This is a genomic window from Nocardia sp. NPDC088792 (assembly GCF_044750615.1).
Taxonomy (GTDB): Bacteria; Actinomycetota; Actinomycetes; order Mycobacteriales; family Mycobacteriaceae; genus Nocardia.
Window position 1 is genome coordinate 156,590 of record NZ_JBIVKC010000003.1, and the last position, 16,885, is coordinate 173,474.

Annotated in this window: 14 protein-coding genes; 7 read left to right on the top strand and 7 right to left on the bottom strand. The window is 66.1% G+C overall.

The annotated features are described in order from the left end of the window. Window positions 1-476: 476 nt before the first annotated feature. The 3 genes from ACIP5Y_RS18680 to ACIP5Y_RS18690 all read right to left on the bottom strand — a co-directional run bounded on the left by ACIP5Y_RS18680 (window position 477) and on the right by ACIP5Y_RS18690 (window position 2,243). Complete coding sequence (locus tag ACIP5Y_RS18680) at window positions 477-701, bottom strand: cold-shock protein (RefSeq protein WP_400351495.1); 225 nt, start codon at window positions 699-701, stop codon at window positions 477-479. A gap of 314 nt (window positions 702-1,015) precedes the next feature. After that, window positions 1,016-1,522 (bottom strand): flavin reductase family protein, encoded by a 507-nt coding sequence (locus tag ACIP5Y_RS18685; protein WP_400351496.1) that lies wholly within the window; start codon window positions 1,520-1,522, stop codon window positions 1,016-1,018. Window positions 1,523-1,844: 322 nt separating this feature from the next. Next, window positions 1,845-2,243, bottom strand: a complete 399-nt coding sequence (locus ACIP5Y_RS18690) for a hypothetical protein (protein ID WP_400351497.1) — start codon at window positions 2,241-2,243, stop codon at window positions 1,845-1,847. A gap of 278 nt (window positions 2,244-2,521) precedes the next feature. On the opposite strand from ACIP5Y_RS18690, the gene ACIP5Y_RS18695 reads away from it, so the two are divergent. From ACIP5Y_RS18695 to ACIP5Y_RS18705, 3 genes are all read left to right on the top strand, one after another. Further along, window positions 2,522-2,692: a hypothetical protein gene (locus ACIP5Y_RS18695; RefSeq protein WP_400351498.1), complete on the top strand. Its 171-nt coding sequence runs from the start codon at window positions 2,522-2,524 to the stop codon at window positions 2,690-2,692. Window positions 2,693-3,018: 326 nt separating this feature from the next. Beyond that, entirely contained in the window at window positions 3,019-3,330 is a 312-nt protein-coding gene (locus ACIP5Y_RS18700) for a sigma-70 family RNA polymerase sigma factor (RefSeq protein WP_400351499.1), read from the top strand. A gap of 386 nt (window positions 3,331-3,716) precedes the next feature. Beyond that, window positions 3,717-4,082 carry an EamA family transporter gene (locus tag ACIP5Y_RS18705; protein WP_400351500.1) on the top strand — a complete coding sequence of 122 codons (366 nt, stop codon included), beginning with the start codon at window positions 3,717-3,719 and terminating at the stop codon, window positions 4,080-4,082. A 154-nt stretch (window positions 4,083-4,236) separates the two neighbouring features. Here the strand turns inward: ACIP5Y_RS18705 and ACIP5Y_RS18710 are convergent, their stop codons facing one another. The 4 genes from ACIP5Y_RS18710 to ACIP5Y_RS18725 form a co-directional block, all read right to left on the bottom strand. Beyond that, complete coding sequence (locus ACIP5Y_RS18710; RefSeq protein WP_400351501.1) at window positions 4,237-4,599, bottom strand: STAS domain-containing protein; 363 nt, start codon at window positions 4,597-4,599, stop codon at window positions 4,237-4,239. Between the two features lie 199 nt (window positions 4,600-4,798). Then, window positions 4,799-5,215 (bottom strand): hypothetical protein, encoded by a 417-nt coding sequence (locus ACIP5Y_RS18715; protein ID WP_400351502.1) that lies wholly within the window; start codon window positions 5,213-5,215, stop codon window positions 4,799-4,801. 117 nt (window positions 5,216-5,332) lie between these two features. Beyond that, window positions 5,333-6,856 carry a catalase gene (locus ACIP5Y_RS18720; RefSeq protein ID WP_400351503.1) on the bottom strand — a complete coding sequence of 508 codons (1,524 nt, stop codon included), beginning with the start codon at window positions 6,854-6,856 and terminating at the stop codon, window positions 5,333-5,335. Between the two features lie 31 nt (window positions 6,857-6,887). After that, complete coding sequence (locus tag ACIP5Y_RS18725; protein WP_400351504.1) at window positions 6,888-7,328, bottom strand: hypothetical protein; 441 nt, start codon at window positions 7,326-7,328, stop codon at window positions 6,888-6,890. A 551-nt stretch (window positions 7,329-7,879) separates the two neighbouring features. Here ACIP5Y_RS18725 and ACIP5Y_RS18730 point away from each other — a divergent pair. The 4 genes from ACIP5Y_RS18730 to ACIP5Y_RS18745 all read left to right on the top strand — a co-directional run bounded on the left by ACIP5Y_RS18730 (window position 7,880) and on the right by ACIP5Y_RS18745 (window position 16,820). Beyond that, window positions 7,880-12,412 carry a HAMP domain-containing protein gene (locus ACIP5Y_RS18730; protein WP_400351505.1) on the top strand — a complete coding sequence of 1,511 codons (4,533 nt, stop codon included), beginning with the start codon at window positions 7,880-7,882 and terminating at the stop codon, window positions 12,410-12,412. Continuing rightward, window positions 12,412-14,799, top strand: coding sequence for a SpoIIE family protein phosphatase (locus ACIP5Y_RS18735; protein WP_400351506.1), 2,388 nt, complete (start codon window positions 12,412-12,414; stop codon window positions 14,797-14,799). Before ACIP5Y_RS18730 ends, ACIP5Y_RS18735 begins: the two co-directional genes overlap by 1 nt. Before the next feature lie 171 nt (window positions 14,800-14,970). Continuing rightward, window positions 14,971-15,954, top strand: a complete 984-nt coding sequence (locus ACIP5Y_RS18740) for an MEDS domain-containing protein (protein ID WP_400351507.1) — start codon at window positions 14,971-14,973, stop codon at window positions 15,952-15,954. Window positions 15,955-15,992: 38 nt separating this feature from the next. Continuing rightward, on the top strand, window positions 15,993-16,820 hold the full coding sequence (locus ACIP5Y_RS18745; protein WP_400351508.1) for an MEDS domain-containing protein: 828 nt from the start codon (window positions 15,993-15,995) through the stop codon (window positions 16,818-16,820). Window positions 16,821-16,885: the final 65 nt, after the last annotated feature.

The following is a 16,885-nucleotide window of genomic DNA, read 5'->3' on the forward strand; positions in this document are numbered from 1 at the left end:
GGATCTCGGCCAGTTCCGCGGCGCGGTGAACAGTCATTCCCACGACGTGCCCACCTTCACCGCCCGTTATGAAACCGTGACGCCGAGTTGGATGACGGCGCTGCGAATTTGCAGGACTGGCCGGCCCGCGCGCCTACCACCTCGGGTCCGGCAGCGGAGACGGTGGATCGTCCGGTGGCGGGGGCGGTACGGGTCCGCCCGGTTCGGGGACCGGCGGGAGCGGCGGTGCCGGGGCAGGGCGCGCGGGATCCGGTTCGGGCGGGGCCGGGGGCTGGAGGGGGTCGGGTGGCTGCACGGGGGGAACGGGCGGAACGGAGAGTGTCGAAGCGGCCAGACATGTTTCGGCAGAGTGCATATCGAGGCTCCTCGGTGTGGGAGAGGTGAAGGCAGCCAGTGGGGAAGATCGGTACGGCAACGGGCGGTATCACGTGACGCAATGCCGCGATACCACCCGGGCAGCCGCGCTAAACCGCTGGTCAGGTATGGAATCCGGAATGATGGGACGGTGACTGGCGGGGACGCACGGTGGCAGCACGTGCGCCGCGCTCGTCATGCTGAACGGTGAAGGTCACCTGCTGTCGTTCGGTGAGAGTGCGATAGCCGGATGGGTCGATCCCGGAGAACTCGACAAATACCTGGCGTTGTGGCTGTTCGTCGAAGGAGATGAAACCGAATCCTTTGGCGGCATCGAACCACACCACGGTGCCATCCACCCGATTGCCGGGGAATCAGCGGGGGCGTCGGGGAGCATCTGCGGTGCTGGGCTCGCTGACATCGGGATCTCCTCGGGTGAAATATCCTGATTGTGGCGGCCTTCTTCCGCTGATGCAGGTGAAACGCGTTCCGGTATAAGCACTTCCAGGCCGAGAAGGGAGGGCATATCCGAGTTATCGGCGGGCATAGCCGACTCATGATTCCGCGCGGTGAGCCCGGCAGCTCGTGGCACAGGGCGCGAAGACGAAGGCTCAGGAGACGTTCCGGGCCCGCGGCCATTGAGCTGACGACGGTCGGGCGGTCAGGGCCGGTGACCCGGGGTGAGTGCGCCGACCTCGTGGAAGCGCAAGGGCGCATGCCCGGGATCGGGCGGTTGGGCCGAGGTCGGCGCGAGCAGGAAGCCGACATGGTCGCCGAAGTCGTCGCGCCGCAGGATCTCACCGGTGAACCAGCCCGCGGCGCCGGCCAGGATCGGTAACGAGTGCGGTCCCTCGCGCCATTCGCAATGCTCGAATTTGTCTATTTCCGAACCGGTTTCGGCACCGAAGAGCTGCGCCAGCGCCAAGGATTCCGAGGAGAGCAGATGGACCGCGAGATGCTGCGCGGAGCAGGCCACGGTGTAGGTGTGATTCGCGGTCGACAGGCAGGCCAGGAACCGTCGCGGCTCGATACTGGCTTGGGTGCCGAATCCGACCAGGCACCCCGCCCGGCGCCCTTCGGCAACGGTGGTGGCGATCCACATCGCGTCATCGGCTCCCGCGATGACGCGATCGAACGCCTTGCTCACCCCGCGAGCAGCACCCGGCATCGGCACCTCCCTGACCTGGTCGGGACCCAAACGATCATGGTTCGCATCAGCCTACTCAAACCGGGCAGCATCCGAGTCGCCGGATCGCCGCGCTCGCACTGGTCGCCGCCGGCTACGGGTTCAGCGGCTGGGCAGTGATCGCCGCGATCGCGTGCGTACTACTGCTGCTCGCCGGTACCGCGGTGATCGGCACCGAATGGCGGCGGTGCCGCAAAGGACCGGGGCCGAGTTCGGAGCTGCGGCAAGGTCATTGAAGACAGAGCCGTCGAAGCTGATCCGCTGACAGCCCGATCCCGCCGGCGAGGCGATCACAGTCGGTGATTCAGCCGACCGGGCAGGTGCCCGTCGCGGCGTCGTGAGTCCCGTCGACCGCCGCTCGGCGCTGTTCGTCGGTCAACTTCCGCCAGTCCCCGGTGGACGGGTAGCCGGCGATAGTGGCGTCGACGGTGCGATCGACGGCCGACTTGCCGGCGCCATGACGGACCCGGGTCAGCTGTGGCATGAGACTCGTGCAGAACAAGTTGCGCAGTGTCTTCGGTGCGATCACGGCCGGAGTGGTGTTCGCCAGCGAGTTCCACGGTGGGGCAACGCTTTCTGAGGTATCCGGCTGACCGGCTCCGGTGGAGGGCCGGGGTGGCAATCGAGTATCGCCGTGGGTGTAGTCGCAGGCCGGAACGGCCAGCATGATCATGCAGGCGTAGGTCAGAAGGTGTGAGCGCACGTGTACTCCTTTCTCGAACTACGTCGGCGATACCCAGAACTTGCGAATCGATCGACCTGCATCCCCTGCGATCACCTGCCACGAACCATGGCTGCTGGTCGGCGCCGAGCACAAAGACCGGACGCCGATCACCTCGCGCGACCCCGGGATCTCCCCGACTTCATCGCCGCCATCACCGCAGAATCGAGCACCCGAACCTAGCCGATGACGAGCTTGGGCGGTTGCGCCGGTTAGGAATTCGCGCACACGGGTATGCGGGCGCCAGGAGGTAGATTGTCATGGCTGTATTGCTGCTCGTCTTGTTGCTGGCTCTCGTGTTCGCGGGATTGGGCTTCCTGGTGAAAGTCTTGTGGTGGGTGGCCATCGCGGTACTGGTGATCTGGCTACTCGGATTCGCCTTCCGCAGTGCGGACTCCGCGGGAACCCGCAGCCGCTGGTATCGCTGGTAGCCGCCATCCGGCCGGACTCCCGGTCGACTCGTCTACCGCGCGATTCAGACCGGGATGCCGCCGAGGGTCCGCCGCCACTTGGCCTCGGCGATTCCGATACCGACGACCACCGCGCCGCGCGCGACATCACACCGATCAGCGCGACAACCACCCACCCGCCGTCCCAGCTCATTATCCGAGCGGTCAGATCGCGTGCTGTGGCGTCCCCGGAGGCCGGTGTCCGGCCGTGCACCACGAACATGAGAGTGCTGAAAAAGGCTATGGCGTAGGCGATTCCGGCAGCCAAGGCGTAGAGGCGGTGGCCGTTCGATTCGTGTTGCCGCGCGGTGGCGGCCTGGGTCAGTCGCCCACGCGGCGACCGGCTCCTCGTCACCCATGCCTCGATCGCGCGCAACGCCTACCGCAGTTCCTCGCTCGGTGCCGAAGAATCGCAGTACTGCACCGTCGAGAACGGGATGGCGGTGCAGCCGTTGATCGCAGCGCTGCCCGAACGCGACCGCCGAGTACTGGCCATGCGGTTCTTCGACACCCAGACCCAGGCGCGGATCGCCGAAACCCTGGGCGTATCACAGATGCAGGTCTCACGAATTTTGTCACAGACGCTGAACACGTTGCACGAGAAGGTACTACGGGACTGAGATGCACCGCCTCCGGCGACGATCTGCTGCGCCGTACCGGCGACCCGCACTATGAGGCCGGAACCACATATGGGGATGACATTTCGAGTACAACGGCCCGCTGTGCACTACTTCTACCGCCATCTCGGCGTCGGCCAGCCGAAATTCCCGGCTTGGTCCCGGCGATCACCGCGCCGGCGGGCGCGAGCAATCGAGCGTGCCATCGGGATAGTGCTGATGATCAGGAGGTGCAGGGCGTGTCGAGGGCACCCTTCCGATCCGCCGATTCCGCTCGCGGTGGCGCCCGCGGATCACACTGTCCCGGACAGGCTTTCCCGCGAGGAGACAGATGAGCAGCATTCCCGATTCCCGCCTTCTTCGAGCCAGTCGGCGAGGCATTCCAGCCGTTGCCGCTCGCCCGTAGCCCGTGGTCCGATCAGGCGCTGCTGGGTCCTGCGGTATGCGGGCTGCTCGCACAAGAACTCGAGCAACGCTTCATGGCCGACGGCTTCATACCGGCCCGGTTCTCGGTCGGCCTGCACCTGTCCGCGGATGCCGGCGCGGCCTTGCTGCTCCTCACCCCGGTCGGGGCGTTGCTGCTGGGTGCCGTGGTACTCGGCGAGAAACCCTCGCCCTGGCAGATCACCGGCGCTACTCTCATGCTCGCGGCCGCCTACCTGGGCGCTCGCCGCGCGAGCGCCGACCGGGCTCGCATCGCGCCACACGAGACAGTCCGTCCCGCAGGCGATTCCGAGAAAGGCCCGAGGGACTGACAGCGAGCAGGGAACTTGCCTGTCGCGGTGGGAAGATCTCCTCCTCGGCGGTCTTGTGGACGGCGAGCAGGTGTCGCGGGGTGCGGAAGGTGGCTTCGCGCGCGGAAGCATCTGTGGCCGAGGTGGTTTCGAGCGATCGCGCTGTTCGGCAGACCTACGCGCTATCGCTGGATCGATCTCGCAGCGCGTCCTCCAGCGTGTCGTGGACGTCGAGCATTTTGTCGAGCCCGGTCAGCTCGATGGGGCGCTGTACCGGCATCGAGCCGACCACCTTCACCTGCTGATCAGTGGCCGCGGTACGCAGCGCCTCGACCAGCACGCTCAATCCCGCTGAACCGAAGAAACTCACCTCGGAGAGCTCGAGGACGAGCACTGATGACCCGGTGGCCAGCGCCTCGGATACCGTCGCCGACAACTTCGGGGCCGAGACGATATCGACCTCGCCCGAGGCGGACAGAATGATCGCCGACCCGACTGTGCTCGTCGTGACGGTCAGCTCTCGCACCTCGCCGCTCAACTTCCGCTACCTCCGGATATGTGGCATCGCGCGGGCCGGGTACCCGCTGTCCGGTCAGCTTACTCGAGCGGGTGCCGATGCTCGAAGCAACGCACCGCCTCACGTCGTCACGGCACCGGTGCGATCGCCCGGCCAACAGTGCCCGCCCGAGCGCAACAGTCGAATCACCGCGCTGTCGATGATGTTTCGTTACTCGCGTTCATCGCTGGAACCCGACCAGTCCCGAAGCCAGGTCCGAGGTTTGCAGTGCCGTGAGCAGAGCGTCGCGCACGGCAGGGCAGGTCGCGATGGTCACCCGGTCGACGACCGAACGGTTCAGTGTGACCGCGATATTGATCCCGTTGTTGTGCAGGGCCCAGTCCTGTACGGCGTTGTTCAGGGCGATCTTGGCGAAGGTGGGCCCCTCCGCGCGCCAGGCGTCGACGTCCGGCCCGAGCATGTCGCACAACCGCTGCGCCGATGCCGAGGTGACGGTCGGCCCGTCCGGGCTCTGGATCGGTGGTGGATCCCCGGGCTCGGTGGCGCCGGTGCTGTCGGCACATCCGGCGGTCCAGCCGAGAGTTGCCAGGCCGAGGGTGATCAGCAGGGTGGTGTAGTGGGTGTGAAGTGCGGTCATCGGTTTTCCTCCCTACGGGTACGGCATTCGCCGGGAATCCCTTGGATATGCGCTGAGTGTTTGCTATCTCGGGATGCCCTGGTGCGGGGGAGGGAAACCGTTGTACCGCAGCGCGTTCTACGCCTTTTCCTGTGCGCCGGACCGAGCCGGATTCGCCTGTTTCGCCGCCTTCGGATCACGCTCATCATGTTTGGCCTGCACGCCCGCCTCGATGCGGTCGCCGAGGCTCTTGTCGACATTGCGCCAGTATTCGAAGGCGCGGGTCAGCACCGGAGCGCTGACGCCGTTGAGCAGGTGCCCGACGATGTTGTCCACCAGCCGCTCGCGGGCGGCGTCGTCGAGGACGTCGCGGACCATGGTGCGAGCCTGGCCCCAATCATCGTCCTCGGCGCGCAGAGCGTATGCGGTGCGCACCATTTCACCGTCGGTGTGCCAGCCGATCACGGGCCCCGACGCCTCGGGATCCGCGTGCGGGCCGCCCTTGGAATTGGGTACGTACACCGGATCGGAGACATTGGTGTAGCGCATCTGACCGTCTTTGGAATACGAGTGCGCCGGCGCGGCGTGCGGCGAATTGACCGGCAGCAGTTTGTAGTTCGCGCCGATACGGTACCGGTGCGCATCCGGGTAGGAGAACCAGCGGCCGAGTAGCATCTTGTCCGGGCTCGGACCGGTACCGGGCACGGCATTGCTGGGTTCGAATGCCGCCTGCTCGATTTCGGTGTGATAATCGGTGGGATTGCGGTTCAGCGTCATGCGACCGACCTCGCGGAGCGGATAGTCGCTGTGTGGCCACACCTTCGTCAGGTCGAAGGGATTGAACCGATAGGTCTTCGCATCGTCGAAAGGCATGATCTGCATGTGCAGCGTCCAGCTGGGGAATTCACCGGCGGCGATGTGCTCGAACAGATCTCGTGTGTGATAGTCGGTGTCCATGGCGGCCATCTGATCGCCCTCGTCCTGGGTGAAGAACTCGACTCCCTGGTCGGTCTTGAAATGGTATTTCACCCAGAAGCGTTCCTCGGCAGCGTTGTACCACAGATAGGTGTGGCTGGAGTATCCATTCATGTGCCGCCATGTGCGCGGAATACCGCGATCGCCCATCAACCAGGTCACCTGATGCGCGGATTCCGGTGACAGGGTCCAGAAATCCCACTGCATATCGTGGTCGCGCAGGTTGTTGTCCGCGCGGCGCTTCTGCGAGCGGATGAAGTCCTGGAATTTCATCGGGTCACGGACGAAGAACACCGGAGTGTTGTTGCCGACCATGTCGAAATTGCCCTGCTCGGTATAGAACTTGAGGGCGAATCCGCGCGGGTCACGCCAGGTATCGGGGCTGCCGCGCTCACCGGCCACCGTGGAGAACCGGGCCAGCATCTCCGTCCTCTTGCCCGGTTGCAGGAAATCGGCCCGGGTGAAGGCGCTGACGTCGTGCGTGACCTCGAAGACGCCGAACGCACCGCCGCCTTTGGCGTGTGGCTGACGTTCCGGCACGCGTTCCCGGTTGAACTGCGCCATTTTCTCGATGAGATAGGCGTCGTGCAGCAGAATCGGGCCGTCAGGGCCGACGGTCAGGGAATGCTCGTCACTGGGGACCGGAATGCCGGCATCGTCGGTGGTGTAGTTGCTCGGGTTGGACATGTCCCTCCTCTGCGGGGCTACTGCTTGGAGATCAGGATTCCGACGGTTCTTTCCGATCATCGCCGAAGCGTTTGTGCTCGACGGTGATCCAGACGAAACCTGTTATCAGAGTGATAGCCGTGGCCACGGCACCGCCCACGAGACGGAAACCGGGACCGCTGCTCGAACCGGTGATCGTCCATGCCAACGCCGCCACGCCCGCTGCCAGCAGGACCAGCCCCGGCCAGTCGACACCATCGAGCAAGGTCTCCGGCAGCGCAGATGATGTGTCGGTAATGGTCTGGGCTCGGCCCATCGGTGGGTCTCCTTGTCGGCGCACGATCTCGGTCGATTCGCGCATGCCCGCCTGGATGCCGTTGAAACCACCGAATACCTGTCGAAGGTTTTCGGACGGGTGGAGAACTTCTATCTCGACAACGAGACCGGAGTTCCGACATGGGTGGCGGCTCGCGCCGCCGAGCGCCCACGCCACCCGGCATCGCTACACAGCTGAGTGGCCTCGATGTATCGACGCCGGGCGCCGCACCCGGCGGACAGGTGACGGCACCGATACCCGAAACCGGTGTGGCGGAGACTGATTCGAGCAGCAGCTCGGCCCACCAAGTGGTGAGCGTTGCCAATCGGCTTCGTGATCGCCGCTGTGGCAGTCGGTTCGGCGACATTGTTCACCAAAGATATTCGGGGTGAGCGTCATCCGCGGTCGGGCGCGATGACCGGACCGAATGCGTCGGCCCACACCGCTGCACCGGCGGCACACCGAGGCGGCGCACACCTCGCGACCCCGGCCGAAAGAGCGCGCGGCATCCCGCATGCCGGCGGTGCCTAGCACAGTGCTCCTGACCGCGGCTGTCTACGCCCACGGGTGAACGTGTCTCGAAGGAGGCCGCGGAGAGGCTAGAGTTTGCGGAGGGTGGGTGTTCAGCAGCCAGCACATCACCGTTCGAACGCGAACCGTCCTGTGCGGTGTTGCGGCGAGCCGACGTACCCACCGGGCCGAATATCTCGGCCGGAACGAGGATTTGCATGACGGAGACGGCGGCATCCGCCCGTACCGGCCGTAACCAATCCGCCACCCCTCCCGATCAGGTTGAGCTGCGCCAACTTCTGGCCGGATTGACTGCGGTGCGCGACGGCGATTTCGGCACCAGACTGCCGGCCGACGCCGATGGACTACTCGGCGAGATCGCGACCGTCTTCAACGGCATGGTCGATCAACTCTCGCTGTTCACCTCCGAAGTCACCCGCGTCGCACGCGAAGTCGGCACCGACGGGCGCCTCGGCGGACAAGCCGAGGTGCCTGCCGTGTCGGGCACCTGGAAAGACCTCACCGACTCGGTGAACGCGATGGCGGGCAACCTGACCAGCCAGGTCCGCGATATCGCGCAGGTCGCGACCGCGGTGGCGCGCGGTGATCTCTCCCAGAAGATCGACGTGGACGCCCGCGGCGAGATCCTGGAGCTGAAGAACACCGTCAACACGATGGTGGACCAGCTCTCCGCCTTCGCCGACGAAGTCACCCGCGTCGCACGGGAAGTCGGCTCGGAAGGCCAGCTCGGCGGCCAAGCCGAGGTGCCCGGCGTCGGCGGTGTCTGGCGAGACCTCACCGACTCCGTCAACTTCATGGCCGGCAACCTGACCGCCCAGGTACGCAATATCGCCCAGGTCACCACCGCGGTGGCGCGCGGTGATCTGTCGCAGAAGATCACCGTCGACGCGCGCGGGGAGATTCTGGAGCTGAAGAACACCATCAACACGATGGTCGATCAGCTCTCGTCGTTCGCCGACGAGGTCACCCGCGTCTCCCGCGAGGTGGGTACCGACGGCCGCTTGGGTGGTCAGGCCGACGTCAAGGGCGTCTCCGGCACCTGGCGAGACCTCACCGACTCGGTGAACTTCATGGCCGGCAACCTCACCGCGCAGGTGCGTTCCATCGCGCAGGTCGCCACCGCGGTGGCGCGCGGTGATCTGTCGCAGAAGATTACCGTCGACGCGCGCGGGGAGATTCTGGAGCTGAAGAACACCATCAACACGATGGTCGATCAGCTCTCGTCGTTCGCCGACGAGGTCACCCGCATGTCCCGCGAAGTCGGTACCGAGGGCCGCCTCGGTGGTCAGGCCGACGTCAAGGGCGTCTCCGGCACCTGGAAGGACCTCACCGAGTCGGTCAATGTCATGGCCGACAACCTGACCGCACAGGTGCGCTCGATCGCAGAGGTCACCACCGCCGTCGCCCGCGGCGATCTGACCCAGAAGATCCGCGTCGACGCCCGCGGAGAGATCCTCGAACTCAAAGAGACCATCAATACGATGGTCGGCCAGCTGTCCGCCTTCGCTGACGAGGTCACCCGCGTCGCCCGCGAAGTCGGCACGGAAGGCAACCTCGGCGGCCAGGCCACCGTGCGCGGCGTTTCGGGCACCTGGAAAGACCTCACCGACAATGTCAATGTCATGGCCTCCAACCTCACCAACCAGGTGCGCTCGATCTCGCAGGTCGCCACCGCGGTTGCCCGCGGTGATCTGAGCCAGAAGATTACCGTGGAGGCCAAGGGTGAGGTCGCGGCGCTGGCCGGGGTCATCAACACGATGGTCGATACGCTCTCGGCCTTCGCCGATGAGGTCACCCGTGTGGCCCGCGAGGTCGGCACCGAGGGCATGCTCGGTGGCCAGGCCCGGGTGCCGAACGTGGCCGGCACGTGGAAGGACCTGACCGACAACGTCAACTCCATGGCCAACAACCTGACCAACCAGGTGCGCAATATCGCCCAGGTGACCACGGCCGTGGCACAGGGCGATCTGAACCGCAAGATCGATGTCGATGCGCGCGGCGAGATCCTCGCGCTCAAGACCACCATCAACACGATGGTCGATCAGCTCTCCGCGTTCGCCGCCGAGGTCACCCGTGTCGCTCGCGAGGTGGGATCGGAGGGTCGCCTCGGCGGTCAGGCCGAAGTCGAGGGTGTGTCGGGCACCTGGAAACGGTTGACCGAGAACGTGAATGAGCTGGCGGGCAACCTGACTCGCCAGGTGCGTGCGATCGCCGAGGTCACCAGCGCCGTCGCCGAAGGTGACCTGACCCGGTCCATTACCGTCGAGGCCTCCGGTGAGGTCGCCGAACTCAAGGACAACATCAACTCGATGGTGGGGTCGCTGCGGGAGACCACCAAGGCCAACCAGGACCAGGACTGGCTCAAGTCCAACCTGGCCCGCATCTCCAGCCTCATGCAGGGCCAGCGCGACCTGAACGTGGTGGCCGAACTGATCATGGATGAGCTGGCGCCGCTGGTCTCGGCGCAGTTCGGCGCGTTCTACCTGGCCGACGACACCGCTGAACACCCGGAGTTGCGATTCATCAGCTCCTACGGCAACCCGGAGGAGCCGGACAGCCCGCCGCGCTTCGCTTTCGGTCAATCCCTGGTCGGTCAGGCCGCACGCAGCCGCCGCACCATCGGGGTGGACAACGTGCCAGGTGACTACCTGACCATCTCCTCCGGACTGGGAAAGACCGCGCCGGTCAACCTGCTCGTGCTGCCGATCGTGGTGGAGGACCAGGTGCTCGGCGTCATCGAACTGGCTTCATTGCACCGATTCACCCGCACCCAGCGCGACTTCCTCGACCAGTTGATGGAAACCGTTGGCGTGAACGTCAATACGATCATCGCCAATGCTCGCACCGACGAACTGCTGGGCGAGTCGCAGCGCCTGACCACCGAATTGCAGGCCCGCTCACAGGAATTGCAGTTCCGCCAGGAAGAGCTGCAGCGCTCCAACGCCGAGCTGGAGGAGAAAGCGGCGCTGCTCGCGACCCAGAACCGCGATATCGAAGCCAAGAACCTCGAGATCGAGCAGGCGCGTCAGGAGCTCGAAACCCGTGCCCAGCAGCTGGCACTCGCGTCGAAGTACAAGTCGGAATTCCTGGCCAACATGAGCCACGAGCTGCGCACACCATTGAACAGTCTGCTGATCCTCGCGCAGTTGCTGGCGCAGAACCCGACCCGCAACCTGACCGCCAAGCAGGTCGAATACGCGGGCATCATCCATTCGGCGGGTTCGGACCTGATGCAGCTGATCAACGACATCCTCGATCTGTCCAAGGTCGAAGCGGGCAAGATGAACCTCACACCCGAGCGTGTGCCGCTGCGCAAACTGCTGGACTATGTCGAGGCGACCTTCCGGCCTATGACCATCCAGAAGAGTCTCGGCTTCCGCGTCACCACCGCGCCCGGCCTGCCGCTGGATCTGGTCACCGACGATTCGCGACTGCGGCAGGTGCTGCGCAATCTGTTGTCGAATGCGGTGAAGTTCACCGAAACCGGGTCGGTGGAGTTGCGGATCGAGGCGGCTGATCCGCGTGATCTGCCCGCCGCGATGCGCTGGCACGGACCGGCGCTCGCATTCGAGGTGATCGACACCGGAATCGGTATCGCCGAACATCAACTGGAGTCGATCTTCGGCGCGTTCCAGCAGGCCGACGGCACCACCAGCCGCAAATACGGCGGCACGGGGCTGGGTCTGTCGATCAGCCGCGAGATCGCCTATCTGCTCGGTGGCGTGATCACCGCGCAGAGCTCGGTCGGTCAGGGCAGCACCTTCACGCTCTATCTGCCCGTCGCACGACCGGATTTCCAGGAGCTGCCCCACCACGATTCGGACAGCACAGAGCCCGCCGACAGCCGCCCGGAACGCACCCCCTTACCCGCGGTGCTGCCGCAGAACCGCAGGCTGCTGGTGGTGGAGGAACGGCCACAGGGTCTGCTGTCGCTGGTCGCGCAGAGCGCGGTCGCCGACCTCGCCGACAGCAACGATCCACGTGGTCCGGTGCAGGTCGTGACCGCGGTGGGCGGGTCGGACGCCGTGGCGGCGATGGCCTCCGACGCCTTCCACTGCGTGGTGCTGGAGCTGGAAATGCCCGACGATGCCGCGTTGCGGTTCTTGGAGACGATGGCCGGCGACACCGCGCTCAGTGGCGTTCCGGTGCTGGCTCACAACCGCCGCCTCGATGCCGAGCAGCAGCGGCTGCTGCAGGAGCAGGCCGCGCACCAGTCGCTGGAATTGCTCTCGAGTCTGGACGAGTTGCGCGAGCGGATCGCCTTGCACGTCACCGCCGAGGCGCCCGGCGATGTACTGGCGTTGGTGCGCCGGGAGGAGAACCGGCCCGCGGACGCGCCGCGCCCGGACGGCAAGCTCGCCGGCCGTACGGTGCTGATCGTCGATGACGATGCACGAAACCTCTTCGCGCTCAGCAGTATTCTCGAATTGCACGGTGTCAGCGTGGTGCATGCCGAGAACGGGCGAGAGGGCATCGACAAACTGCTCGCGCACCCCGAGATCGACCTGGTCCTGATGGACGTGATGATGCCGGAGATGGACGGCTACACCGCGACCGCGACGATTCGCGAGATGCCCGAGCACGAGAACCTGCCCATCATCGCGGTGACCGCGAAGGCCATGCTCGGTGACCGGGAGAAGAGTCTTGCCTCCGGCGCCAACGACTACGTCACCAAACCGGTCGACGCGGATGCTTTGCTTGCCTGCATCCAGAACTGGCTGGATGTCTGATGACCGAATCCGACACCCGCGGCAGCGATTCGGAAGCTGTTCCGGGCGCCCCCGCAACCCCGTTGCCTGCCATTCATCGCCTCGCCGCCACCGTGGAGCGATTGCGCCGCGAGATCAAGCAGGCCGAGGCCAACGCCGACGGCCGCGGCTTGGTCGAGATGGCCAAGGGCGTGCTGATCGAACGGCTGCGTTGCGGGCCCGTGCAGGCGGCGCGCCAGCTCGACGCGCTGGCCGAGCAGGCCGGTGTCACCCTCATGGAGCTGGCCGCCGACCTGGTCAACCAGGCAGCGCAGGACAAGGTCAGTGCCGTGGCGGAGGAGTTCCTGCTCCGAACCGCCAAGCCGGACAAGATATCCGCGGCCGTACGACTGCGCACGGCGGAGAGCGGGCTGCTCGCAGGCGGTGACACGCAGCGAGTGGCGAGGTCGATATTCGACCACGCGCTCGAACCGCTGGGCGCTACCGCGGTGGCGATCTGGTCCGCGGGCACCGACGCGTCCCTGTCGTTACTCGGTTTCGCGGGCATCGACGCGCATGAGGCCGAGCGGTGGCGGTATGTGCCGCCCGGTGTGGCCACGCCGGCGCGGCAGGCGCTCGTGCAGCGCACCGCGGTGTGGATCGAGGACCTGAGCCTGTCCGGGCTGCCGTCGATCGGCGATCGTGCGGGCGGGCGGGCGGCTGTTCCAGCCGGAGCCGGCGGCAAACTGCTCGGTGTGCTGGAGGTGTGCTGGCCGCAGCCGATCGGGCCGCAATCATCTCAGGTGCATCGGCAATTGGAGGCGCTGGCCGAACTGTGCGCACACATCCTGGAGTCGGATCTGGCTGTCGCCCAGTCACCCGAACGCGAGGAGGTCGCCGACCTCGTGCGGCTCGCGGAAGGCTTGTTCGACCCGGCCTTGGTGCTGTTGCCCGCCCTGGACGACAACGGCGAGCTGGTCGATTTCCGCATCCACCACATCAACTCCTGCTTCGTCGACCCGGCCGGCCGGCCGCGCAGCCTGATCAGCGGCGCACTGCTGCTCGAGGTCTACCCGGTGGCCGCGGCCGAAGGACGGCTGTTCGAGCGCACCGAGCATGTCTTCGCCACCGGCGAGACCTTCCGCGCCGAGCGGGTGGTGCTGACCGAGCTGGTCGATCAGGTGCCGTTGACCGTCTCGTCGGCACTCAGCATCAGCCGCCACGGTGATGCCGTGCTCATGGTGTGGCGGGTCGAGGACGAGACGATGCGACTGGCGGCCGTGCTGCAGCACGCGCAGCGGCTCGGCCGCGTCGGCGGGTTCGAGGAGATACCGTATACCGGCGAAATCACTTGGAGCAGCCAGCTTTTCGATCTGTACGGGCTGGCCCCGGCTGCGGACCCGATCCCGCTGGGGCACTTGCCGAAACACGTCCATGGCGACGATATCGAAGCAGTGCATCGGTTCCTGCGTGCCCTGGTGCGCTACGGCCGCCCCGCGGCCGCGGCATTTCGCCTGATCCGGCCGGACGGAGTGACCCGGCACATCCGGGTCATCGCCGAACCGGTACTGGATGCGGCGGGACATATTCTCGCCATTCGGGGTGCCTACCAAGATATTTCGGCGCAGCACTGGACCGAAGTGGCACTGTCCGCGACGCGGGACCGCCTCGCGGACAGTGAGCAGCATGCCGCCGAGCAGAGCCGGCTCGCACGGCAGCTGCAGCAAGCGATCATGCCGGCAGTGCGGCCCTCCATCGACGCGTTCGGGCTGCGCATCGCGGTGCGCTACCGGCCCAGCGAGCACGAACATCTCGTCGGCGGCGACTGGTACGACGCGATCGTGCTGCCGTCGAAGGAGATTCTGGTCTCGGTCGGCGACATCACCGGCCACGGCATCACCGCTGCCACCGGAATGGTGGTGCTGCGCAACGCCTTACGCGGCCTCGCCGCCACCGGTGCCGGCCCCGCCCAGCTGCTGACCTGGTTGAATCTGGTGGCCCATCATCTGACCGAGAACATCTACGCCACCGCCATCTGCGGTCTCTACAATCCGCAGACACGCGTCCTGCGCTGGGCGCGCGCCGGACACCTGCCGCCGGTGCTGGTCCGCGGCGGGCGGGCCTCCGCACTGCCGCTGCCCACCGGCATGATTCTCGGAGCACTGGCGGAGACCAGCTACGAGGAAGCCGAATTGCAGATGGAACCCGAGGACATCCTCCTGCTCTACACCGACGGCCTGATCGAACGCCGGGACCGGAATCTGGAGGACTGCGAGAAACAACTCCTGCAGGTGTCGGCCCGGTTCACCGGCAGCCTGGAAGACCGCCTGGATGTACTGCTCGACGGCAGCGACTCCAATACCGACGACGACACCTGCGTGGTGGGTATCCAGGTGGGCCCGGGCCCGGATCTGCCGAGCCCCGGCTGATCTCCCGCCGCCACTTCTCCGGGCCCGGGATTCGGTACCTGCCCGGATGCGCCGCCCGAAACTGCCCGATTCCGGACGTGTTCGGCTATCTCACGGTGCCTCCGAACCGATCTCGTAACTCGATCGCGACATCGACGATTGGCCTCCTGCGGTAACGGGTACTGTCGCGCTATGGAGGTCGCCGAACCCGCTGTCGAGCCGCATGATCACGTGGTGAACGTGTACGACGCCGAGCGGGATCTCGTGGAGGATGTGAGCAGCTTCCTTGCCGAGGGATTGGCCGCCGATGGGGCGGTGGTGGTGATCGCCACCGCGCCTCATCGAGACGCGCTGGCCCGAGGTCTGGTCGAACGTGGCATCGATCTGCACGACGCTGTCGTGGGCGGCCGGTACCACTCCTTGGACGCCGTCGAAACGCTGGCAAGCTTCACGGTGGATGGAATGCTGAACCGCGACCGGTTCTTCGAGGTGATCGGCGGAGTGCTCGCCGTCGCGGGTGCGGGTGATCGCCCGGTGCGCGCTTTCGGTGAGATGGTGGCCTTGCTGTGGGCCGAGGGGCAGGTGCCCGAGGCCATCGAGCTCGAGGCCCTGTGGAATGAGCTGGCTCACCACCATCGGTTCTCGCTGTACTGTGCGTACCCGGCCGAGATTCTCACCGGTGTTGACGATCTCGCCTTCGTGCAACAGGTGTGCACCCATCATTCCGCCGTCGTGCCTCCCAGAAGCTATGTGGCGGAAGCTGATCCGGGCGATCTTCCGGAGAGTGAGGTGGACGCCGAGACATATCTACCCGTGCCGGTGGCGGTTTCGGCTGCGCGTCGTTTCGTGACGGACCGCCTGCGCTCGTGGGGACGGTCGGCTCGGGTGATCGATGACGCGGCGCTCGTGGTATCGGAGCTCGCAGCCAACGCAGTCGTCCACGCCCACACCGTGTTTCGGGTGTCGCTCGCACAATCCGATTCCACGGTGAAGATCACTACCGAGGATCTGAGCGCGGCCCAGCCGGTGCTGGGCTCGCGCGATCGGACTTCTCCCGGCGGCCGGGGAATGCTGCTGATCAACGCACTCAGCAGCCGGTGGGGGGCCGAGGCCGGGGCGCAGGGCAAAAGCATCTGGAGTGAGATTTCCTTCGCGGCCGAGCAGGAGGAGGACTAGCGATGGAAGCCGGGCGCTCTTCGCGATCTTCCGGGCTCATGGCCGATGGGCGAGCGGTGGGCTGCAATGACCACGCCTGCTGGGCCTACACCACTCGTTCCGAGCGTGACGCGGCCGCTGTCGAGTGGCTGCTCGCCGGCGCCGCGCTCGGACAACGACTGTTCGTGGTCACCGCCGACGAGGATGCCGCGGCAGGTCTGCTCGAGGCAGTCGTGAGCGCCTCCGATACGGCGACGGTCCGAGGAATCGTCAATGTCGCCATCGAGGATGCCTACGACCTGTCGGGACCGATTGACGCCGGGGCTCAACTCGCGCTCTACTCCGGCATGGTCGCCCAGGCCATCGCCGACGGTTTCAACGGACTGCGTGTGTTCGCCGACATCACCGCACTGATCGCCGATCCCGCTCGCCGTGCCGGGCACGCCCGGTGGGAACACATCGCGGACGCATGGATGGCCGCCGGTAATCCATTGGCTCCCTTGTGCGCCTACGACATCGGCGTGCTGGGCGAGGATCCGCAGCCGGTGATGGCCGTGCACCCCCTGCGTCGCGGGCCGCAGCACGCGGTATCGCCTTTCGGCCTCTACTGGGGGTCGTCGGGCCGAGTGCTCGCCGGCGAGGTCGATGTGTTCGCTGCGCAGACCTTGACCGAGGTACTCGCCACGCTGCCGCAAGGCAGCATCGACCTCGATGTGAGTGAACTTTCCTATCTCAGCGCCCGGGGCGCGGCCGCCCTCGCGCGAACCGCCGACGATTCACCGGGCGTGCGGCAACTGCGGATGGTCAATGCTCAGCCCATCGTGCGACGCGTCTGGGAATCACTCGAATTCGACCCCGGATTGCTGGTCGCCCACGCCGGAGGTTAGACGCTGCCGGGGAAGCGGCGCACTCCCGTGCAGGGGGCATACTTGCGCGCCGGCGGGGTATCGCC